We start from the raw sequence: 20,662 nt of genomic DNA on the forward strand, positions 1-20,662 counted from the left end.
GTTCTTCGGGAGGATGCCGATGAAGTCACTCGGCTGATTCAGGAGGGGGCGCGGATCATGGTATGTGGCGGACGCGATATGGCCAACGGAGTCTCGTTGGTTCTTGCCGATATTCTGGGCCCCACTGGGCTGACATTAGCCAAACTCAGGGCGGAGGGACGTTATGTCGAAGACGTCTACTGAGATGCAACGTCACGCTTTGAGCGGGCCTACCATGGGTACACGTTGGTCAGCGTTGTTTTACCAAGCAGCGGGGTTCGATCCACAATCCGTTCGGGCCGCACTTCAGGCGGCAGTGGACGCGGTGGACATGCAGATGTCAACATGGAAGCCGGATAGTAATCTAACGCAGGTGAACGCCGCGCCGGTGGGACACTGGATAAAGGTGCCGCAGCAACTGCTGGACGTTTTGCGCCTTGCGCTCGACATTGGCCGTGCATCGGGCGGCGCGTTTGATTTCGGCATGGGCGATGCCGTAAGCGCCTGGGGTTTCGGGGCGTCAGAGGCGGCCCCTGAGCAGATACGAGCAGCGCTTGAGCGCGAGCGCCGACCAGCCCATGACGTTCTGGAACTGGACGTCGAGGGGGGAATGGTGCGAAAGTTAGCTCCCATCACGCTTGATCTCAATGGAATTGCCAAGGGATATGGTGTGGATCGTCTGACGGAGATATTGCGGTCTTTCGGGATTTCGTCCGGCCTCGTCGGAGTTGATGGGGAGATGCGGGCGCTCGGGTTGCGGCCAGATGGGAGTCCTTGGTCGATTGCAGTTGAAGCTCCTGACTATGGTCGTCGCGCAACCCACTCGGTTTTGGCTCTTCAGGATGCGGCGGTCGCCACGTCGGGCGATTATCGGCATTGGATTAATGTCAACGATTACCGCCTGTCGCACACCATGGACCCACGTCGCGGTGCTCCCTTGATGGAGCCTCCGGCGTCAGTCACCGTCGTGACACGTACCTGTGCCGAAGCGGATGCATGGGCCACAGCGCTAATGGTACTTGGTCCGAAGACCGGCGCGATACTGGCAAGGCGGTTACGCTTCAATGCTCTGTTCTTATTGCGTGCTGGGGGAACAACAATTCGGTGCGAGGCTGTAGGTGACTTATTCACCAGTTCACATTCTGGCGTACCATGACGCCCTTTAGCCGATGTTGGGTGAGATTCTCAACGCCCGAAGCGCATTGAGGATGACAGCGACGTCAATCAGCTCCTGGAGCAATGCACCCTGAACAGGTTTTAGATAACCGAACGCTGCTGCGATCATGGCGACTACAGAAAGACCAATCCCAACCACTACACTTTCGACAGCAATGCGCCTTGATCGCTTGGCAATTTCAATCCCAGCGCGAAGTCTGTCTATTCTATCTACGAGGAGAACGACATCGGCCGCTTCTGCCGAGGCTGCCGCTCCCCTCGCACCCATGGCAACGCCAACATCAGCCGCTGCAAGTGCGGGCGCGTCGTTGACCCCATCTCCAACCATCATCACGGGGCCGTTCTTACGCTCGCTGAGCACGGTCAGCACCTTTTGATCGGGTGAAAGTTCGGAGTAGATGGCATCAAGCCCCAAACCCTTGGCGATGCGTTTGGCCACTGCAGCACGATCACCTGTCGCCAGCACTATTCGCTTTACGCCATCTTTGCGTAAGCCCCGTAACGTATCGACCACTTCGCCGCGCAAGGGATCGGCCATAATGATATAACCCGCGATGCTACCGTCTATCGCGACTGCAACCAGGGCCGCTCCAGCTTCTATATCGGGGATTTCACTCAGTTTTGCATTGACCTGTCTCTCAACGAAGCTACGTCCGCCGACAACGACGCTTTTGCGATCGACCCAGCCCGCCACGCCATCCCCTGCCAGTTCGCTGACGTCAGTCGGCAATACAAGATCTATATCGCGCCCCTGAGCGGCCAGTACAAGGGCCTGTGCCATAGGGTGTTTGGACACCTGGTCAAGGGCGGCGGCGAAACGCAGTAGATCATTTTCGCTCAATCCTGGCTGCGCATTGATTGAAGTAATTTGTGGGCGGCCATCTGTCAGTGTTCCAGTCTTGTCCAGCACTAACGTGTTGATACGAGCCATGTTCTCTAATGGACGAGCACCCTTTACCAGCACGCCGAAATGAGCGGCGCGCGATAGTCCCGCAACAAGAGCGACTGGCACCGCCAGGATGAGAGGACATGGTGTCGCCACGACGAGAACGGCGACCGACCTAATCGGGTCTCCCGTGAAAAACCACGCACCGAAGGCGATTAAGACGGTCACTATCAGAAAGCCGATAGACCACTGGTCTGCCAGTCTCGACATTGGAGCCTTGGAATGCTGTGCCTCCTCCACGAGGCGAACGATGCCAGCGTAGGTGCTATCCTTCGCTTCGTGCTTGGCAACGAGATCGAAAGCATCGCCGGCATTCGTCGAACCGCTTAGCACATCTGCTCCCGACGCTAGCGAAACCGGAAGTGACTCTCCCGTGAGCGCAGACGTGTTTATGAAGGCTTTTGCGGAGGCGATACGCCCATCAACGGGAATGACATCCCCTTGACGGATCAGGAGGCGATCACCCAGACGAACCGTATCCACGGCAATCTCTTCGAGATGGTCATCGATATAACGCATTGTCGTTCGCGGCGCACGGGACAGCAAAGCATGCATCTCACGGCGTGCCCGCCCTTCGGCAAAGCTTTCAAGAAAGGCTCCCCCAGTATACATGAGGGCGACGATCGAAGCGGCCAGCATTTCCTCAAATGCCAGTGCGGCCGACATAGACATCGCGGCGACGATATCCAGCCCGAACTCCTTTCGCCATAAACTCCGGAGAATTTCGACCAGCAAAGTTGCCAGCACAGGCAAAGTGGCGATAGTCCAGGTTAGCCGCGCGCCGTATGAGTGGCCGGAGAAGTGCAAGCCGAGCCCGATCACAAGTCCGCACAAGGCAAAAATCATCAGGATTGTTTTTGATCGATCTTCAACCGAGAACCGCATCCTCATAGTCTCCTCGACCTATAGAATGAGCAAATTCTAGAGTCCTGCCTCTCACTGACTTCGATAATTCTTCTTTACATATGTATTCCCTATAAACTCAGATCCCCTGTCAGACCGATGTGCCGACCAAGGCCCCAATACCAGCCGTGATTGCCATCGCCAATGCGCCCCAAAAAGTGACGCGGACGGTTGCCTTAAGCATATTAGCTCCTCCTGTCTTGGCGCCGATTGCGCCTAGAAACGCAAGAAACAGCAAGGAAGAGATAGCAACCGCGTAAAGCAAGATCGAGGGAGGCGCGATGACAGCCATCAGCAAGGGTAGGGCGGCCCCGATCGAGAACGTGGCCGCTGAGGTCAGCGCTGCTTGCACAGGCCGTGCTTCCATGTGTTCGACGATTCCCAGTTCGTCACGGGCATGAGCTGCCAGAGCATTGTGTGAGGTCAGCTGTATTGCCACCTGCCGCGCCAATTCCGGGGTTAGGCCGCGATCAATATAGGCTTGCATCAATTCATTGAGCTCTGCTTCGGGCTGAGTTTCGAGTTCCTTGCGTTCTCTGGCAAGATCTGCCAACTCCGTATCGGATTGAGAGCTGACAGAAACATACTCACCCGCCGCCATAGACATCGCGCCTGCGACAAGGCCCGCGATGCCAGCGACTACTATCTGCGTCGTTCCCGTTGAAGCAGATGCGACGCCCAAAATGAGGCTTGCCGTTGAGACAATACCATCATTGGCGCCGAGTACCGCTGCACGAAGCCATCCGATCCGGGATACGAGGTGTTTTTCTGTATGCAATCGGCTCATTGAGGTACCTCCGGACATTGGATGCATATCATCATACCTCTATCGAGACCCTTTGCCAGTGGCCTGAAAATTTAAAGGTATAGCGTTCTTCTCCGGCGATTGGGCTTTTGTCTTTTTCGTTAGAGCTCATGCGCGGATTTTGAAAATCTGCATTTTCGAGGGGGGGGGCTTGAAAACCAGAACATTATACATTATAGTATATTATATAATGTTATTGTCGGAGGGTAAGATGCCCGTCACCAAAATATCCGAGAGGCTGTCGGTATCTTCGCAGCCAGGCCCGGAAGAGCTCAGGGTACTAGATCGAAGTGGCTTCAAAACGCTGGTCAACAACCGTCCCGACGGTGAGGATGCAGACCAACCTGGAAACCAGGCTGAATGCGATGCAGCCCACCAATGCGATCTCTCTTATGCGTATATTCCGGTCACAATGAATACGATCACTGAAGCTGATGTGCGTGCGTTTCAGGCGGTGGTCAGAAAATCCGATGGCCCCGTGCTTGCGCATTGCAAAACAGGTACGCGTTCGCTCAGCCTTCATCTGATCGGTGAGGTGTTAGACGGACGCATATCTGTTGAAGACGTCGTACCATTCGGACATCAGCTCGGCTTTGATACCAGTGTCGCAGCATCGTGGCTTCAACGCTTCGCTGACCGTCGCCCGCAGGTAAAAGGCTTTTTCGATAGGCGAACCTCCAGTGTTCAGCACGTGGTGTCCGATCCGACGACCGGTATGTGCGCAATTGTAGATCCCGTTCTCGACTTTGATGAAAAGTCGGGGGCCACGGCGACGATCAATGCAGACGCCATTCTCGATTACGTCCGCAATAGTGGCCTGACGGTCGAATGGATTCTCGACACTCATCCACACGCCGACCACTTTTCCGCAGCTCAGTACCTCAAGGAGAAAACGGGCGCAAAGACGGCGATAGGCGAGCATGTAATCAGAGTCCAGAAGCTGTGGAAGGAGATCTACAACTGGCCCGAACTAGCTACAGATGGCTCGCAATGGGATCGGCTCTTTGCCGATGGTGAGGCGTTTAAGGTTGGTTCCATCGATGCCAAAGTTATGTTCTCGCCTGGGCATACTCTCGCTTCAATCACTTACGTGATCGGCGACACGGCATTTGTCCACGACACAATTTTTATGCCCGACAGCGGTACGGCACGGGCCGATTTTCCCGGCGGCGATGCGCGAGCATTGTGGGAGTCAATCCAAAATATCATAGCACTTCCCGATGAGACACGGCTATTCACCGGACATGATTACCAGCCGGGCGGTCGTGCGCCGCGTTGGGAAAGCACTGTGGCTGATCAAAAGAAGCACAATCCGCACCTGGCGGGCGTATCGGAAGAAGCCTTCGTTGCCTTACGGACCAAGCGCGACAAAACGCTGCCAATGCCAAGGCTCATCTTGCATGCGTTGCAGGTGAACATAAGTGGTGGACGTCTACCTGCGCCAGAAGCCAACGGTAAGCGCTATCTGAAGTTTCCGCTGGATGCTCTGGAAGGGGTTGCATGGGAATGACCGTGAACAGCATAACGATGATGAAAGCTGGACTATCTTCAGTTGAATTATCTCTGCGCGCGAACGAAGTGGCAGACCTGCTCAAGACGCTGTCCCATCCAGTGCGTCTGATGATCGTTTGTACCTTGGTGGAAGGCGAGTATTCCGTTGGTAGGATGGAAGAAAAGATCGGGGTTCATCAACCGCACCTGTCGCAGCATCTAACGGTGTTGCGCAGTTCCGGAATAGTCGAGACGCGACGGGATGGGAAACAGATTTTTTATCGCCTCACAGAAGAAAAGGCGGCGCAACTGGTCGCCTCCCTTTACGACATCTTCTGCGTGGAGAAGGCAAAATGAGCGCTGACAGTGCGTGAGAGAGTTAGGATCCTATGGTGCTGAGTAATTCCATCCTTGCGGCGGTGGGGTCCGGAAGTGTTGTTGGCTTTATGCTGGGATTGCTTGGCGGCGGCGGCTCGATCCTGGCTACACCGTTGCTTCTTTATGTTGTTGGTGTGAGCCAGCCCCATGTCGCCATCGGTACGGGTGCACTTGCTGTTTCAGTCAACGCGTTCGCGAATTTTACGAGCCATGCCCTGAAGGGGCACATCTGGTGGCGTTGTGGTGTTGTCTTCTCCGCACTAGGCACTATCGGGGCACTTATCGGTTCCAGTCTTGGAAAAGCTCTAGACGGTGATCGTCTCATCTTTCTGTTCGGCATCCTCATGATCGTCGTCGGGCTGTTCATGCTGAAGCCCAAAAAGAGGTTGGACGTCGAACGCCGCCCGATCGACTTAAGAATGTGTCTCGTCACAGCAGCAGTAGCTCTCGCTTCGGGTTCGGCATCCGGATTCTTCGGTATCGGCGGCGGCTTCCTGATTGTGCCCGGCTTGATGTTGGCAACAGGTATGCCGATGATCAACGCAATCGGCACGTCCCTTCTCTCCGTGGGGGCCTTCGGACTGGCTACGGCTTTGAACTATGCCACCTCCGGGCTGATAGACTGGTGGCTTGCTGGTGAGTTTATCGGAGGTGGCGTTATCGGAGGAGTGTTTGGAATGATACTCGCCACGCGATTGAGTGGATACAGGAACACATTGAACCGCATATTCGCTGCAATAATCTTCATCGTTGCGGCATATATCCTGTATCGCAACTGGACCGGCATCTGATAACTATGCATTGGCAGCCTTTCACAGCTTTGACCAAGAGAAGCATGAATGGACACTCACTTTTGATTGCCCGACGCCCCGGTATTTCGAGTTGTTCAATGAACCGGCAGTATTCAGGACAGAATTTGAAACCGTTATCATAAAAGAAAAAAAGCTATTGTTGCCAATGACATAACCACAACCGCCAGCCATCCCAGACTAACCATCCATATAGGCGCGGTCAGCCGCCCCATAATGCGTCTGTTGGTCACCATTGCCAACAGGATTATCATCAGTGGAGTAGCCAGCACTCCATTGAGAAATGCGGACCAATATAACGCGCGTATTGGATCTATTGCGGTGAAACTGAGAACGACGCCACCAATCGTGGCGATCGCGATAGTACCATAGAACGCCTTGGCTTCGCGAGGAGGCCGATCAAGGCCCTCTGGCCATCGAAACATCTCCGCAACGGCGTAGGCTGCTGAGCCAGCCAGTACGGGAACTGCGAGCAGTCCGGTGCCGATAATGCCGATTCCGAAGGCGACAAATGCGAACTCTCCGGCGATCGGTCTCAGCGCCTCCGCAGCTTGGGCCGTTGTTTCGATTTCGGTGATACCGTTCGCATTGAGTGTTGACGCGGTGGCAATAATAATAAGCAGCGCGATGATATTTGAGATTGCCATACCGATCAAAGTATCGATCTTGATCCTAGTCAGTTCGATGCGTGCTGTTTTGGGAGACGCGATTAAACGCTGAACATGTTTGCGATGCAACTCTTCAACTTCTTCCCCTGCCTGCCAGAAAAACAGGTAGGGGCTGATCGTTGTACCAAATACTGCGACCAGAGCCATGGCATGCTCCTTGTCGAAAACAAGGCTGGGTATGAGTGCACCTTGCAAGGCCACGCTCCACGGTACATTCACTGTCATTACCACTGCAGCATATGTAAATAGTGAAAGGGTTAGCCACTTAAGAACTGAGGCGTAGTGCCTATAGCTCACCATGACTTCGAGCGTTACGCATAAGACTGCAAAAGCCAAAGTGTAGAGGGTCTCGGGGCCGTCGGCAAATAGTCGCACAGCGGCCCCCATCGCTGCAAGATCTACCCCGATGTTGATGAAATTTGCGAGGAATAACAACACAACCGCCCCACGCAGTAACCAGGGCGAATAATGTCGGCGTAAGTTTTGCGCAATTCCTTGTCCGGTTACAATGCCGATACCTGCACTCACACCTTGCATTGCGGCCATTAAAGGATAGCTGAACAGCATGGTCCATCCGAGCGCATATCCAAACTGCGCTCCGACCTGGCTATAAGTTGCGATCCCGCTCGGGTCATCGTCCGCGGCGCCGGTAACTAATCCCGGCCCCAGAACGCGCAGGAAAGTCGTGGGCTGACGTGGATGCCCATCGTGGCAAGAGGGGGAGCTGTGCTGTTCCATGTGGGCTCTGCTGCCTGGTGCACGCGTGCTTCAGGGTCATAAACAGTGGCAGTGTGGTTCTAGTACATTTCCTGCGCCTCTTGAATGATTAGAAATGCTCTATTCATTTGCGTTCACACGCACCTTCTACTGAGAAGTCATTTTACATTTTTCGGGATACGCTTGTCATTTTTGTAGTCTACCTTACGATGAGTACGGACTTTTTTCCCAACGTGACGATCTCATTTGCTTGACTTCCAAGAAGCAGGCGCTGCGCACCAGAATATCCGTGGGTAGCAACAACAATGAGATCACATCCGATGGAATCTGCTGCTTTTAAAATAGCATCTGATGGTATCGGATTGACCAGATGCAGAACGTTGACTTCGAGATCAATTTTCCGCGCTCTATCTTGGGCGTTCTGAAGAATTTTTTCTGCGTATTTTCTCCAGCTTTGATCATACTTATCTACGATGGCTTCATCATCGAACATTCCACCAAAGATACCTGCGCTGCTGTACGGTGCAGTCACCGTTACCACTGTCGCATCGCAATTCAAAGCTTTTGCCAGTGATAGACCTTGCTCAATACAGCGATCCGCAAGATCGGAACCATCGGTTGCGATCAGGATATGCTTGTACATATCGAACTCCTTTATCTCAGCGAGAAATCGACTACCAACCACTGCCTAGGAGAGTTGCCCACCTGGTATACTCATGGGCAACTGTTCGAAATCAGGTCCTCTTCCGATATTTCCGTATAAATTGTATCAAAATCCGTAATCATACAACAGATACGCCATTGTTGGTAACGGAAATCTGATCTGGCTAGAGGGCCCACCATCAATTCATGTCCTCTGGGAAGGCTGGCATGTGGACGATAAAGGTGCGTACAGCCCGTTCTTGACTGGCAATCATGCGAGATGAGTTCCATTGTGAGCGCGACGAACATCCCACCTTTTCTTTTGTGAATGATGCCGCGAGATAAGCTCCTTCATTGATAGGAGCGGACCGGGATGATTGGAGATCGCGCTGATGCCATGCTTGAAGACATGGATGAAGCCAGGCATGAGGGAAAGTATCGTCGGATCGAGGTGATTACCGGCCGGCGGCAGCGGCGGAATTGGACTGACGAGGAGAAGGCGCGGATCCTTGCGGAAAGCGCGGAACCTGATGTTAACATCTCGGCCGTTGCCCGGCGCTGGGGCGTCAATCGCGGCTTGCTGAACGTCTGGCGCCGGGACGCTGGGCTGACCTCTCAACGATCTGCGAGGTCCAGTGCGCAGCAGGCGATGTTCGTGCCGGTGACGGTAGTTGGCAATCGAACGCCGGCTCCAGGCTCGCCGTCAGATGTCGCCCACTTTGCCGCGGGTCGAATTGAGATCGAGATTGCTGGCGCGCGCATGACGGTTATCGGCCCGGTAGCGCCTGAACTGGCGCAAGCGATGGTGACGGCCTTGCGAGGTCGCCGGTGATCGGAGTTTCGCCGAGTGGCGTGAAGATCATGGTGGCGACGCAACCGGTCGACTTCCGGCGCGGCATGAATGGCCTTGTGGCTTTGGTGGCGTCAGCGCTCGCGGCCGATCCCTATTGTGGCGACGTGTTCGTGTTCCGCGCCAAGCGTCTGGATCGACTTCGCTGCATTTACTGGGATGGGTCAGGCATGATCCTGGCGACAAAGTGGTTGGAGAGCGGAAAGTTTGTTTGGCCCCCGATCCGCGATGGTGCGATGCAGATGAGTGCCCAGGAGTTCTCGCTTTTGCTAGCTGGCATTGACTGGACGCGGGTCAAGCGAAACGCGGTGAGGCGGCCCTCAAAAGTGGGCTGATCCTATTGTTTTTGCTTGAATATTCTGGCTCATATGGTAAGGTTAATCATGCTGTTTCGACCCGATCCCTTGCCCCAGGATGCTGCGCAATTGACCCGGCTCATTCTCTCGCTCGACGAAGAGAATGCCGATCTCAAAGCGCGTATTGCCTTCCTTGAGCGCCAGCTCTTCGGGACGAAATCGGAGAAGATGACGATCATCGATCCAGCCCAGGCAACGCTCGACCTGGGCGATCTAAGCGATATTCCCGTTGCAGCCAATGACGATGCCGCACCGGTCGGTGAAGACAAAACACAGGCGCGACGGATGCCGGCGCGCAATATCGGCCGCTTGCCCAGGCATCTTCCGCGCTATGAAGAGGTCATTGAGCCGGAGAGCAAGATTTGCCCCTGCTGTTCGTTCGAACTGCATTGCATCGGCACGGACGTCAGCGAGGCGCTCGACATCGTACCTGCGATTGTCCGGGTCAAGCGGACGATCCGGCCGCGCTATGCATGCCGGGCCTGTGAGAGTGCCATCGTGCAAGAACCTGCACCGGCACGCGTGATGGACGGTGGCATGGTGACCACGGCGTTTGCCGCGCATGTCGCTGTTTCGAAGTTTGCCTGGCATCTCCCGCTCAATCGCCAGGCGCAAATGCTGGCCTCCTGCGGTGTCATCATTGATCGCGGCACGCTTGGCGCCTGGGTGATGCGGGTCGCCTGGTGGCTGGAGCTTCTCTATGACGCGGGTGTTGTCACGTTAACTGGGCTACAGTTGCGTGCCTGACGAGTTGGGCGTAAATTTTGGCGATGCAGACATCAGATATCATCTTCAAGCGTCACCGTTTTCCGCCACAGATTATTGCTCATGCGGTGTGGCTTTATCTGCGGTTCAACCTTAGTCTGCGTGAAGTTGAGGAAATGCTGCTTGAGCGTGGAATCGACGTATCATACGAGACAGTTCGTCGTTGGATCGCCAAGTTCGGACCCCAGATCACACGCAACTTGCGGTGGCGTCAGGCGCGCCCCGGCGATATTTGGCATTTGGACGAAGTGGTCGTCAAATGCGCTGGAGAGAAATTCTGGCTCTGGCGTGCAGTCGATCAGCATGGCTCCGTTCTCGAAGAAATCTTGCAGAAGCGGCGTGATAAAAGGGCGGCAAAGCGTCTACTCGTGGCGTTAATGAAGCGCTATGGCTTTGCTCCCAAACGGATCATCACCGATAAGCTGCGCTCCTACGGGGCAGCAAAAGCGGACGTGGCGCCCGGCCTTGAACATTGGTCGCACAAGGGCCTCAATAATCGGGCCGAAAACAGCCATCTGCCGTTTCGAAAACGGGAGCGAACTATGCAAGGTCATCGGTCACCCGGAGCGTTGCAACGGTTCGTCTCCATGCACTCAGCGACCCGCAACTGTTTCTCTGTTCCATCTCGTCGCCGCGCCGCACACACAATTCGCTACCATCGCCTCGAAGCATTCGACACTTGGAAAACTGCGGCCGCTATCGCGTGAAAACCCCAAACTCAGGGACCTTCTCAAAAGCACAAAGTTAACGTGACAACACCGGATTATACAATGAGAAACAGTCATGTTCCCGATGTCCTCTTGAATGACAACACAACTTTGCCCGGACTCGGCTTTGGTACCTATAAACTGAAGGGGGCTGAGGGGGTCACCGGGATCGTCAGGGCAATCCGCAATGGATACCGCCTTCTGGATTCCGCTTTCAACTATGAGAACGAGGGCACCGTCGGCGAGGCTATCCGGCAAGCGGGAGTTCACCGTGAGCAATTGCGCGTGACTTCAAAACTCCCGGGGCGCCATCACCATTTTGACGAGGCCATCGCCACCATCGAGGAGTCGCTCTATCGGGCACAACTCGACTATTACGATCTCTATCTCATTCACTGGCCCAACCCGAGCAAAGGGCTGTATGTCGAGGCCTGGCAAGCTCTGATCGAGGCGCGAAGGCGAGGCCTTGCCCGTTCGATTGGCGTCTGCAACTTCTTGCCGGCTCATCTGGAAAAGATCATGAGCGAGACCGGCGTTGCACCGGCTGTCAACCAAATCGAGATGCATCCGTATTTTCCCCAGGCCGAACAGCGCGTCTTCGACAAGGCCCACGGCATCATCACGGAGGCCTGGAGTCCGCTCGGGCGCGCCAATCACCTGCTTCAGGAACCGCTTATTCAGGCTATCGCCCAAACGCATGGTCGTAGCGTAGCCCAGATCATCCTGCGCTGGCACATCCAGCTCGAAGCCATTCCCTTGCCGAAATCGGCAAGCGATGAACGCCAGATCGAAAACCTGTCGATCTTCGATTTCGATCTCTCGGCCGAAGACATGGGCGCGATCGCCACGCTGGCCCGGCCGGATGGCCGCACCTTCGATCAGGACCCCGCACATTACGAGGAATTCTGAAAAACCTCGCCTTGGACAAAAAAGGAAAAATGTCATGCCGCAATATACTGTCGCAACATTCGTCGGAAGCCTGCGCAAGGCGTCCTTCAATCGCAAAATCGCCCAGGCTCTTTCCGCACTGGCACCCGAAACGCTGGCGCTGGAAATCGTCGAGATCGGCGATTTGCCTCTCTACAATCAGGATCTGGACGACGAAGGAGCGCCACCGGAATCCTGGCTCGCTTTCCGTGAAAAGGTGAAGCCCTACGATGCCGTCCTATTCGTGACACCCGAATATAATCGGTCAGTGCCAGCGGTGCTCAAGAACGCGCTCGATGTCGGGTCCCGTCCATATGGCAAGAGCGTTTGGGACGGAAAACCAGGCGCTGTCGTCAGCGTATCCCCAGGTGGGCTTTCCGCTTTCGGCGCCAACCATCATCTGCGCCAGTCGCTGGTTTTCCTCAATGTGCCGACCCTGCAGCAGCCGGAAGCCTATCTCGGCCACGTGACAGGGCTCCTCGACGACGAAGGGAAGCTCTCCAACGAGGATACCCACCAATTCCTTTCCGGCTTTCTCGTCCGATTTGCGGACTGGATCGATCGAAATCATCGATGAACCGAAAAGCTCAGAATCCGAGAGCAGAAGCGTAACCTGGCTGTCGTTCGTGAGCCTCGTGCGCAAATCCAAGGAGAATTTCCAATGGCCCAAATCCTGTGTGATATTTGTAAAGCACGACCTGCGAGCGTACGAGTCACGGTCGTCCAAAATGGTGATGAGCGTCAACTGAACGTGTGTGACTATCACTACGCCCAGCTCAACCGTCATCAGCGTGCGCTTTCGCCGCTGGAATCGTTGTTTCGCGGCGGTCTCTTTGACGACTTGTTCGGCAATGGGCCGGAGACCGGAAGAAGGGAGGGATCGCTCCAGCCATCCCGCGCCGACCGGGAAGGCGTGAACCTCGAGCAACATTTCAGCGAACAGGCGAAGGAGATCCTCCAGCGCGCGGCCGAACGGGCTGTGCAGTCCGGCAAGAAGGAGGTTGATACCGAGCATCTGCTTTATGAGTTGACACAAAGCGATGTCGTGCAGGTGCTGCTGAAGCAGTTCAAGATCTCCGTGGACGATCTTCGCGGGGCGATTGACACGAACTTTCCGGCAGGCGGCAGTGCCGAACCGCTGACCGGGGGGCAGGTCGGCGTTTCCCCGCGCGTCAAAAGCGCGCTCGACCGGGCCTTCATCGCCTCCCGTGAACTGGGGCACTCCTATGTCGGGCCGGAACACATCCTGATTGGCCTTGCGGAAGTCCGCGACAGCTTCGCTGGTGACCTCCTCGCCAAATATGGCATTTCCGCCAATGCACTACGCCAGCAATCGGTGAAGGTGGTTGGCAAAGGTGCTGAGGAAGGCCAGGTCCCATCACCGACCAATACGCCGCAACTTGACAAGTATAGCCGCGACCTGACGAAGATGGCGCGCGAAGGCAAGCTCGATCCGGTCATCGGACGGTCGAAGGAAATCGAAACGACGATAGAGGTGCTCGCACGTCGCAAGAAGAACAATCCGGTGCTGATTGGCGAACCGGGCGTCGGCAAGACGGCGATCATCGAAGGACTGGCGCAGCGCATCCTCAACGGCGAAGTACCCGAGGTCCTGCGCGACAAGCGGTTGATCGAGTTGAACGTCAACTCACTTGTCGCTGGCGCCAAATATCGCGGCGAGTTTGAGGAACGCGTCAAGCAGGTGATGGACGAGATCGCCGTCAATAACGAATCCCTCGTCCTATTTATAGATGAAGTCCACACCATCGTCGGTGCGGGTCAGGGGGGCGGCGAAGGCGGCCTCGACATCGCCAACACCTTCAAACCAGCCATGGCGCGCGGCGAAATGAACCTGATCGGCGCGACGACGCTGAAAGAATACCAAAAATATATTGAGAAGGACGCGGCCCTCGAACGCCGCTTCCAGCCGGTGTTCGTCAATGAGCCTACTGTCGAACAGACTATCAATATCTTGCGAGGCCTGCGGGATCGGCTCGAAGCGCACCATAAGGTCAACATCCAGGATGAGGCTTTCGTGGCGGCGGCGGAGCTTTCCGACCGCTATGTCACCGGTCGTTTCCTGCCTGACAAGGCGATCGACCTGATCGACCAGGCTGCCGCCCGCGTTCGCCTTTCGACCACTTCGCGCCCCGCCGACATACAGGAACTGGAGGCGGAGATCGCGCAACTGAAACGTGAACAGAGCTATGCCTCCTCCCGTAAACAGTTCGATCGTGCCAAAACGATCGAAGAGAAGATCGCCGGTAAGGACAAGGCGCTGACCGACGCGACTGACGCCTGGAAAAAGAAAATAGGCTCGTCGACCGAAGAAGTCACCACCGACCATGTGGCCGAGATCGTCTCGAACCTCACCGGCATTCCCGTCAACGATCTGACGGAGGAGGAGAAGACGAAGCTTCTCGACATGGAGCAGCGGTTGCACCAGCGCGTGATCGGCCAGGAGGAAGCGATCCGAGCCGTCAGCGACGCGGTGAGACTGGCGCGCGCCGGTCTTCAGCAAGGCAAGCGCCCGATCGCCAATTTCCTGTTTCTCGGTCCAACCGGAGTGGGAAAAACGGAACTTGCCAAGGCGCTGGCGGAAGTGGTGTTCGGCGACGAGGATGCGATCGTCCGTATCGACATGAGCGAGTACATGGAGCGTCACGCCGTCGCCCGCCTGATTGGCGCACCTCCCGGCTATGTCGGCTATGACGAGGGCGGTCAGCTAACGGAAAAGGTGCGCCGGCGACCCTATAGTGTGATCCTTCTCGACGAAATCGAGAAGGCGCATCCAGATGTCTACAACGTGCTCCTGCAGGTCTTCGACGATGGACGGCTGACGGATGGCAAGGGCCGTGTGGTGGATTTCACGAACACGCTGATTATTGCAACGAGCAACCTTGCATCTGATGTGATCATGGGCAACCGCTCGCGACCTGGCTATACAACGAAGCCCGCCGAGAATGTTCGTGAAGGCGTCATGGGTGTGTTGCGTGGCCACTTCCGTCCAGAGTTCCTCAACCGGATCGACGAGATCATCATCTTCGAGGCGCTCGATCAGGCGCAGATCGAGGCCATCGTCCGTCTGCAGCTCAACCGCGTCGCGCGCCTCGCGCAGGGGCAGGATATTGAACTGGTGTTTGATGAAAGCCTCGTGCAGCATCTGGCAACCGAGGGATACCAGCCTGAATACGGTGCGCGCGAGCTTCGCCGGCAGATCCGCAGCCTGCTCGAAACGAAGCTCGCCAAGGCAATGCTGAAGGGTGATATCAAGGAAGGCAACAGGGTGGCTTGCGCCTATGATGCTGAGAAGTCCGAGGTCTCCTTCCGGCTGGAGCAGGTACCCGTACTGCCGTCGGAAAACGGCGCCACGCCTGCTAATCATGCGGAACAGGCGAGGGCGCCCGTGAAAAACGAGGAAGACCGCAAGCACCAGGCCGACGAATTGCTCGACGAGGCCTTGCTGGAGACGTTTCCCGCTAGCGATGCGCCGTCCATCACCAGGGACAGGCCAGACGACGGGGAGTGAACCCCCGTGGCCGCCCGCCCGTCGGGCGGCCACGGCGTTCCCGGCGCTGAATTTCTTTGCAGTTCGAAAGGAGAAAATGGCATTGAGCCTTGTTGCAAACGGTCTTTTCATGGCAGGATTTCTTCTCGCCGTCATCGCCGCCATCCAGGTCGTTGCCGCGCGTGGCTGGTTGCCAGAATCCTCGCTTCTTGCGATCGTCGGTCTTTTTGTTGGAGCAAGCTACGCCACGCTGACCCGCATCGTGCCGGACATTGGTTCAAGCCTCGACATGATCGTTCGGCCCGATTTGCCGGCGGAAGCCTATCTCTGGATATTCCTCCCGCCGCTCCTTTTTCAGGCCGCGCTCACCGCAGATGTCCGGTCCATGGCGCCGGACGCCGCGCCGATCCTGCTTCTGGCGATTGTAGCAGTTTTCGTCGCCACCGGCCTGATCGGTTGGTCGCTCGCCGAAGTCAGCGGGCAGAGCCTCGCGCTATGCCTGCTGCTCGGCGCGATTGTCGCCACGACCGATCCTTCAGCGGTTATTTCGATCTTTCGCAATCTCGGCGTTCCCGCGCGGCTGAACCGTCTTGTCGAGGGAGAAAGTCTCCTGAATGATGCCGCTGCCATCGCGATTGTCGGTGTCCTGATCACTGCAATCAATGGAGATCCAACGAATGTCGGACCTGTCACGGTCGGGCGTATGCTTGCTTTTGGTTTCGGGGGAGGTGTGGTTTTCGGTTATCTCGTCGGCCGTATGGTGGTAATGGCGCTGCCGCTCCTCGATCGACTTCCGGTCGCAGCGGCGACCCTGACGCTTGCCGTTCCCTATCCGCTCTACATCGCATCAGACCAGTTGCTTCATGCCTCCGGTGTCGTCGCTGTTGTGACGGCCGGACTGGTGATCGGCGCTTTCGGACCGACACGGCTCCATCCGCGCAATTGGCAGCATCTCCACCTCATATGGAGCCAGGTCGCCGTTCTGGCAGGCGCTATAGTCTTTTTTCTGGCTGCAGTTCAGGTGCCGGAGCTTCTCTCCGGGATGGGCTGGCGGGATGTTCTTTTTCTCACTGTTATCGTGATCGCGGCCCTGGTCGCACGTGCCGTTGTCATGTTCGCAATGTTCCCGTTACTCGCCCTGGCAAAAATGGCCCGGCCGGTCGATCGAGGTTATAAAGTCGCCATCGTTTGGGGCGGCCTGCGTGGTGCCGTGACGCTGGTATTGGCGCTCGGCCTGGCGCAGAACGAGGCATTGCCGGTAGCCGATCGACAATTTATTGCTGCACTCGCCGCGGCATTTGTCCTCGTCAGCCTCTTCGTCAACGGACTGACCTTGCGGTGGCTGATCGAGCGGCTCGGCCTGACCGCGCTGTCGCCCCAGCAACAGACATTCCAACGTCAGGCGGTTCTGCTGTCGGCGGCTGAGGTCGACAGCGCGATTGGCGATCTAGCTGCTGACTTCCAGCTTCCGGCGGATGTGGCGACCTCGGTCAAGCAGGAATATCTGCGGGAAATGTCCGCCGATACACCCGCTGGTCCTGTCACAATCGAAGAAACACTGACCGAGCGCGAGCGACTGTCGATTGGGCTTGTCACGCTTGCCACTCGCGAACATGCAATCATTCCCGAATACGGCAGTGGGGTCGTCTCAGCCCGCAACCTCGACGCTATGATGCGCAACACCAGCCTGATGATCGATGCTGCGCGTGAAGACGGCCGAGCCGGTTACAATAGAGCGGCGAGAGGGATACTTGCACCAACCCTTAGCTACAAGATCGCGAACTGGCTTGCCGAACGCTACAATATGCTCAATCTGTTGGCGCGTCCGCTCGCTGATCGCTTTGAACTGATGATCTGCCGCCGGACCGTCCTCGAACGTCTTCTGGTCTATAATGACAGTTCACTGCGCAGCTTTGTTGGCGACCGCATGGCAGAAGTTCTGGACGGCATTTTGCGTGGGCGCCTGGAGGCCGTTGATCTGGTGCTGGAAGGGCTCCGCATCCGGTTCCCGGGCCATACCCGTCTGCTAGAGCGCCGGCTTCTATTGTTGTTTGCACTTCGCAAGGGCACCGGGATTATCGAGAAGATGAAGACTGAAAGTGTCCTGTCCGCCGAGGTGGCCTCCAGGCTTGGTACGAACCTCAGGATGGCGTGGGAAGCGAACATACGTCGTCCGGTACCGCCGGAACGGGAAAGGGACGTTTCATAATTCAAAAGCACCTCCTGCAGACGCACTTGGACAGATCTAAATACCGATGAAATCAGCATTGGATGTTGAATTCTGGGATGTTGAGCCTGCTGATTTATGAAAATGACGCCGAATTTTGCCGGGCTCATCAAGGCCCGGCGGCCATTCCCTCAAGCAAGGTGCTTGTCATTATCAATACAATGATCAGAAACAATGAAACATGGAATGCCGAGACCCTGCAAACTGCTTGACTTCCAATACAGTCGCTCCCTGATAGTCCAAGTTTTCGTCCGCACCCCCACCGGGTCACTTCTCAGCGGCAATCAACACTAATTGAGCTAAAGCAGCTGAAAGTCCCTCTTAGCCATATCTCACCGTTGACGGGTCGTCATCGCTTGACAATCTATCGGAAGATCAGGCGCAACTGACCGCCTTCGCCTATAAACTCAATGCAACCCGCGCAAATATCTTGGCTTTAAGAGGCCTGTTGAGGCCTTCGTCACGCTTTTGCGAGAAGCAGCCTAATCAGATAACCTCACCAAAGGCTTATACACTGGGAGTGGATTCTCCATTGTGCGTAAACGGGGATGTGGTCGCTTGCACCATTTCGAAGTGACTGATATTGCAATTGCCTCAGAGTGAAATTTAATTGAAAAACTTCAAACGGGTTTTTTCTTCAGAATACTATGAGATTACCTTCTACTCCTTTTGTATTCATGTCTCCTGTGATACTTATTGTGTTCGCAGTATGTTTTTTAGTATTCTGGCTGTCGGAGCGAAAAAGAAGGTATCTGCTGTTTTTTGCAATATCAAACTCCCTGTTTTGCCTGGGGTCCTTGTCACAGATACTGTATATTCCTCCTGGGGTCGGTCCTAATGCCGTTGTTTCTGCCTTCCTTTACACACTGAGTTCCTTGTTACTCTGTGATGGCCTGCTTCAGCGCAGCAGCAAGAGACTGACTGTTTTTTTTCACATGATTGCATTGGTTTCGATAACTGGGGGAATCGCCTACTTCGTTTACATTGATCGTAGTCTTTTGATCAGAGTGTATGTCCTCAACTTTGGTCTAGGCATCATTTTTCTTTTCACCCTGTGGAATTTACACGAACTAAGATCTGGCCCGGTGCCGGAGAAAGTTTTGTTCTGGCTGTTCTTCGCATTTACGCTTCAGTTTTTCATTCGTACGCCCATCACGATACAGGGAGCTCCTACAACAGAAACAGGATTCAACCTCTCCGCTTTCTGGTTTGTGTTGCAATTCACCCTCGCTATAATGGGGACCGGGCTCGCGCTTGCCGTTTTGGCTGTAATTGTCAATGATAAGCTCTCTCTTCTTCAGGAAGAACGTTCGATTGATCCCCTTTCTGGACTTCTCAACCGAAGAGGATTTAAGGAACGTGCCAATACAATACTAGATCGTGGGGGTACTAGTTCGATAGGTTTGATGATAATCGATATCGATCACTTTAAAAGTATAAATGATAGCTATGGTCACTCAGTGGGAGACTCCGTTATAATCGAAATTGCCCAAATTATTCGACAGATCACGAGTTCGAAAAATGCGTTGGCCGCGAGATTGGGCGGAGAAGAATTTGCAGTTCTCATCTCCCTTGCGGAACCTGTCTGCACGATACGGCTGGCGGAGAGCATAAGAAAAGCTGTGCAGGACCGACAGTTCGCAGGCATAGTTGATACACAGAAGGTCACTATCAGTATTGGAGTGGCTACAATGTCTCCGCATTTCTCGTTAGACCACTTGCTAGAGTTCGCTGATGGAGCGCTTTACAAGGCCAAGCGCTCGGGGCGGAACAGGGTGGAATCGTGAGGCATTTTGAGTGAATTGAAGGCTATGTTGATAGCCGCTGCGAACTGATGGAGCGGGGGGCGGACGAAAACTTGGACTATCATGAAGGTAATCCATGTTTTCCTACGAAGACCGGATGCGAGCAGTTGCGCTTTACATCAAGCTGGACAAGCGTCCGAAAGCAACTATACGCCAGTTGGGCTACGCGAAGGCAATCTCATGAAGCCAAGTAATGGCCCTTTGTCACAGTAGCCCAGTTTTCCGTCAGGAATGTCTTCAAACTGCGTGCCAGGGTTCCTGTTAGCCGGGCTACTATATTGGTCGAGACGGCAACACCTCCAACTCTTGTATTCACGTCCATCGCGACAAGGAGGTCCACAAGAGGTGCGGGCAGCCCGACGTCAAGCAGGCTTCTCGATAACTGCTGGTCGCTGACTGGTGTGACGGCAATAGAGGAACCGAAGACCTCGTTGGTGGTGGGTACGCATACGCCTAGACCGCAGGACGATGTGGCTTGCGCGTGCTATGTTTGATGGATGGAGATAGACGAGGACAAAATCGATGACCTAGTCTTGGCCCTGTTATGGCTAACGCTCCACAGCGAGCGTTGTGCCTGGAAGGGGTTTGATTGGTCAACAACGGATCGATTGCATGAGAAGGGTCTGGTCTGCGACCCGGTGAACAAGTCGAAGTCGCTGATACTGACGGATGAAGGTTTACAGCGTTCAGAAGCACTCTTTCGTCAGCTGTTTACACGGTGTTGTCACGTTAAGTTTCTCTGGCCGGAAAGGCCAGGGGCTCGTAGATATTCAGGCGAAACAGGCCGCAATTTTCCATGCATCGAAAGCTTCGAGGCGATGGTAGCGAATTGTGTGTGCGGCTCGGCGACGAGATGGAACAGAGAAACAATTGCGCGTCGCTGAGTGCATGGAGACGAACCGTTGCAACGCTCCAGGTGACCGATGACCTTGCATGGTTCGCTCCCGTTTCCTAAACGGCAGATGGCTATTTTCGGCCCGATTATTGAGGCCCTTGTGCGACC

Annotated in this window: 17 protein-coding genes and 4 pseudogenes; 16 read left to right on the forward strand and 5 right to left on the reverse strand. The window is 55.3% G+C overall.

The window, feature by feature from the left end:
- A pseudogene (locus OPR82_RS21550) lies at nt 1-183 on the forward strand (hypothetical protein); the annotation flags it as partial.
- Nucleotides 164-1,135: an FAD:protein FMN transferase gene (locus OPR82_RS21555; RefSeq protein ID WP_128095133.1), complete on the forward strand. Its 972-nt coding sequence runs from the start codon at nt 164-166 to the stop codon at nt 1,133-1,135. The pseudogene OPR82_RS21550 and the gene OPR82_RS21555, both read left to right, overlap by 20 nt.
- Nucleotides 1,136-1,141: 6 nt before the next feature.
- Here the strand turns inward: OPR82_RS21555 and OPR82_RS21560 are convergent, their stop codons facing one another.
- Complete coding sequence (locus OPR82_RS21560; protein ID WP_265987027.1) at nt 1,142-2,986, reverse strand: heavy metal translocating P-type ATPase; 1,845 nt, start codon at nt 2,984-2,986, stop codon at nt 1,142-1,144.
- 109 nt (nt 2,987-3,095) lie between these two features.
- A complete protein-coding gene (locus OPR82_RS21565; RefSeq protein WP_094573449.1) occupies nt 3,096-3,791 on the reverse strand; it encodes a VIT1/CCC1 transporter family protein in 696 nt (231 codons plus the stop codon).
- Between the two features lie 229 nt (nt 3,792-4,020).
- Here OPR82_RS21565 and blh point away from each other — a divergent pair, with 229 nt between their 5' ends.
- The 3 genes from blh to OPR82_RS21580 are packed head-to-tail and all read left to right on the forward strand — an operon-like array spanning nt 4,021 to nt 6,469.
- Nucleotides 4,021-5,319, forward strand: coding sequence for a bifunctional sulfur transferase/dioxygenase Blh (gene blh / locus OPR82_RS21570; RefSeq protein WP_265987029.1), 1,299 nt, complete (start codon nt 4,021-4,023; stop codon nt 5,317-5,319).
- Nucleotides 5,310-5,657, forward strand: coding sequence for a sulfite-sensing transcriptional repressor BigR (gene bigR, locus OPR82_RS21575; RefSeq protein WP_109989625.1), 348 nt, complete (start codon nt 5,310-5,312; stop codon nt 5,655-5,657). The genes blh and bigR overlap by 10 nt, the downstream gene beginning before the upstream one ends.
- A 32-nt stretch (nt 5,658-5,689) precedes the next feature.
- A complete protein-coding gene (locus tag OPR82_RS21580) occupies nt 5,690-6,469 on the forward strand; it encodes a sulfite exporter TauE/SafE family protein (RefSeq protein WP_109989624.1) in 780 nt (259 codons plus the stop codon).
- Between the two features lie 137 nt (nt 6,470-6,606).
- On the opposite strand, the gene OPR82_RS21585 is transcribed toward OPR82_RS21580, so the two are convergent.
- Both OPR82_RS21585 and OPR82_RS21590 read right to left on the reverse strand, forming a co-directional pair.
- The gene (locus OPR82_RS21585; protein WP_109989623.1) at nt 6,607-7,893 is read right to left on the reverse strand and encodes an NRAMP family divalent metal transporter; all 1,287 of its coding nucleotides are present in this window, start codon (nt 7,891-7,893) and stop codon (nt 6,607-6,609) included.
- Nucleotides 7,894-8,071: 178 nt separating this feature from the next.
- Entirely contained in the window at nt 8,072-8,515 is a 444-nt protein-coding gene (locus OPR82_RS21590) for a universal stress protein (protein ID WP_181394341.1), read from the reverse strand.
- 372 nt (nt 8,516-8,887) lie between these two features.
- Between OPR82_RS21590 and tnpA the strand changes: the two genes are divergently transcribed.
- The 11 genes and pseudogenes from tnpA to OPR82_RS21650 form a co-directional block, all read left to right on the forward strand.
- Complete coding sequence (gene tnpA, locus OPR82_RS21595; RefSeq protein WP_240579580.1) at nt 8,888-9,346, forward strand: IS66-like element accessory protein TnpA; 459 nt, start codon at nt 8,888-8,890, stop codon at nt 9,344-9,346.
- A complete protein-coding gene (tnpB, locus tag OPR82_RS21600) occupies nt 9,343-9,699 on the forward strand; it encodes an IS66 family insertion sequence element accessory protein TnpB (RefSeq protein ID WP_105528926.1) in 357 nt (118 codons plus the stop codon). Before tnpA ends, tnpB begins: the two co-directional genes overlap by 4 nt.
- A gap of 48 nt (nt 9,700-9,747) precedes the next feature.
- Nucleotides 9,748-10,428 (forward strand): annotated as a pseudogene (locus tag OPR82_RS21605) (IS66 family transposase zinc-finger binding domain-containing protein); the annotation flags it as partial.
- A 62-nt stretch (nt 10,429-10,490) separates the two neighbouring features.
- Complete coding sequence (locus OPR82_RS21610) at nt 10,491-11,192, forward strand: IS6 family transposase (RefSeq protein WP_109989962.1); 702 nt, start codon at nt 10,491-10,493, stop codon at nt 11,190-11,192.
- A 63-nt stretch (nt 11,193-11,255) separates the two neighbouring features.
- Nucleotides 11,256-12,101: an aldo/keto reductase gene (locus OPR82_RS21615; RefSeq protein WP_109989869.1), complete on the forward strand. Its 846-nt coding sequence runs from the start codon at nt 11,256-11,258 to the stop codon at nt 12,099-12,101.
- A 34-nt stretch (nt 12,102-12,135) separates the two neighbouring features.
- Nucleotides 12,136-12,696, forward strand: a complete 561-nt coding sequence (locus OPR82_RS21620; protein WP_109989864.1) for an NADPH-dependent FMN reductase — start codon at nt 12,136-12,138, stop codon at nt 12,694-12,696.
- Nucleotides 12,697-12,780: 84 nt separating this feature from the next.
- Nucleotides 12,781-15,648: an ATP-dependent Clp protease ATP-binding subunit gene (locus OPR82_RS21625; protein WP_109989865.1), complete on the forward strand. Its 2,868-nt coding sequence runs from the start codon at nt 12,781-12,783 to the stop codon at nt 15,646-15,648.
- 76 nt (nt 15,649-15,724) lie between these two features.
- The gene (locus OPR82_RS21630) at nt 15,725-17,836 is read left to right on the forward strand and encodes a cation:proton antiporter (RefSeq protein ID WP_265987038.1); all 2,112 of its coding nucleotides are present in this window, start codon (nt 15,725-15,727) and stop codon (nt 17,834-17,836) included.
- A 77-nt stretch (nt 17,837-17,913) separates the two neighbouring features.
- Nucleotides 17,914-18,066 carry a hypothetical protein gene (locus OPR82_RS21635; RefSeq protein WP_240579578.1) on the forward strand — a complete coding sequence of 51 codons (153 nt, stop codon included), beginning with the start codon at nt 17,914-17,916 and terminating at the stop codon, nt 18,064-18,066.
- A 585-nt stretch (nt 18,067-18,651) separates the two neighbouring features.
- On the forward strand, nt 18,652-19,641 hold the full coding sequence (locus OPR82_RS21640) for a GGDEF domain-containing protein (RefSeq protein ID WP_265987040.1): 990 nt from the start codon (nt 18,652-18,654) through the stop codon (nt 19,639-19,641).
- 515 nt (nt 19,642-20,156) lie between these two features.
- Nucleotides 20,157-20,378: pseudogene (locus tag OPR82_RS21650) on the forward strand (DUF6429 family protein); the annotation flags it as partial.
- A 51-nt stretch (nt 20,379-20,429) separates the two neighbouring features.
- Here OPR82_RS21650 and OPR82_RS21655 read toward each other — a convergent pair.
- Nucleotides 20,430-20,662, reverse strand: a pseudogene (locus OPR82_RS21655) (IS6 family transposase); the annotation flags it as partial.

The sequence above is a fragment of the Ochrobactrum chromiisoli genome (assembly GCF_026241335.1).
Taxonomy (GTDB): Bacteria; Pseudomonadota; Alphaproteobacteria; order Rhizobiales; family Rhizobiaceae; genus Brucella; species Brucella chromiisoli.

What these genes read in the sequence shown, in the direction of transcription:
- OPR82_RS21555 (WP_128095133.1), top strand. Translation starts at nt 164, where the DNA reads ATGTCGAAGACGTCTACTGAGATGCAACGTCACGCTTTGAGCGGGCCT.
- OPR82_RS21560 (WP_265987027.1), bottom strand. Translation starts at nt 2,986, where the DNA reads ATGCGGTTCTCGGTTGAAGATCGATCAAAAACAATCCTGATGATTTTT.
- OPR82_RS21565 (WP_094573449.1), bottom strand. Translation starts at nt 3,791, where the DNA reads ATGAGCCGATTGCATACAGAAAAACACCTCGTATCCCGGATCGGATGG.
- blh (WP_265987029.1), top strand. Translation starts at nt 4,021, where the DNA reads ATGCCCGTCACCAAAATATCCGAGAGGCTGTCGGTATCTTCGCAGCCA.
- bigR (WP_109989625.1), top strand. Translation starts at nt 5,310, where the DNA reads ATGGGAATGACCGTGAACAGCATAACGATGATGAAAGCTGGACTATCT.
- OPR82_RS21580 (WP_109989624.1), top strand. Translation starts at nt 5,690, where the DNA reads ATGGTGCTGAGTAATTCCATCCTTGCGGCGGTGGGGTCCGGAAGTGTT.
- OPR82_RS21585 (WP_109989623.1), bottom strand. Translation starts at nt 7,893, where the DNA reads ATGGAACAGCACAGCTCCCCCTCTTGCCACGATGGGCATCCACGTCAG.
- OPR82_RS21590 (WP_181394341.1), bottom strand. Translation starts at nt 8,515, where the DNA reads ATGTACAAGCATATCCTGATCGCAACCGATGGTTCCGATCTTGCGGAT.
- tnpA (WP_240579580.1), top strand. Translation starts at nt 8,888, where the DNA reads ATGATTGGAGATCGCGCTGATGCCATGCTTGAAGACATGGATGAAGCC.
- OPR82_RS21610 (WP_109989962.1), top strand. Translation starts at nt 10,491, where the DNA reads ATGCAGACATCAGATATCATCTTCAAGCGTCACCGTTTTCCGCCACAG.
- OPR82_RS21615 (WP_109989869.1), top strand. Translation starts at nt 11,256, where the DNA reads ATGAGAAACAGTCATGTTCCCGATGTCCTCTTGAATGACAACACAACT.
- OPR82_RS21620 (WP_109989864.1), top strand. Translation starts at nt 12,136, where the DNA reads ATGCCGCAATATACTGTCGCAACATTCGTCGGAAGCCTGCGCAAGGCG.
- OPR82_RS21625 (WP_109989865.1), top strand. Translation starts at nt 12,781, where the DNA reads ATGGCCCAAATCCTGTGTGATATTTGTAAAGCACGACCTGCGAGCGTA.
- OPR82_RS21630 (WP_265987038.1), top strand. Translation starts at nt 15,725, where the DNA reads ATGGCATTGAGCCTTGTTGCAAACGGTCTTTTCATGGCAGGATTTCTT.
- OPR82_RS21635 (WP_240579578.1), top strand. Translation starts at nt 17,914, where the DNA reads ATGTTGAGCCTGCTGATTTATGAAAATGACGCCGAATTTTGCCGGGCT.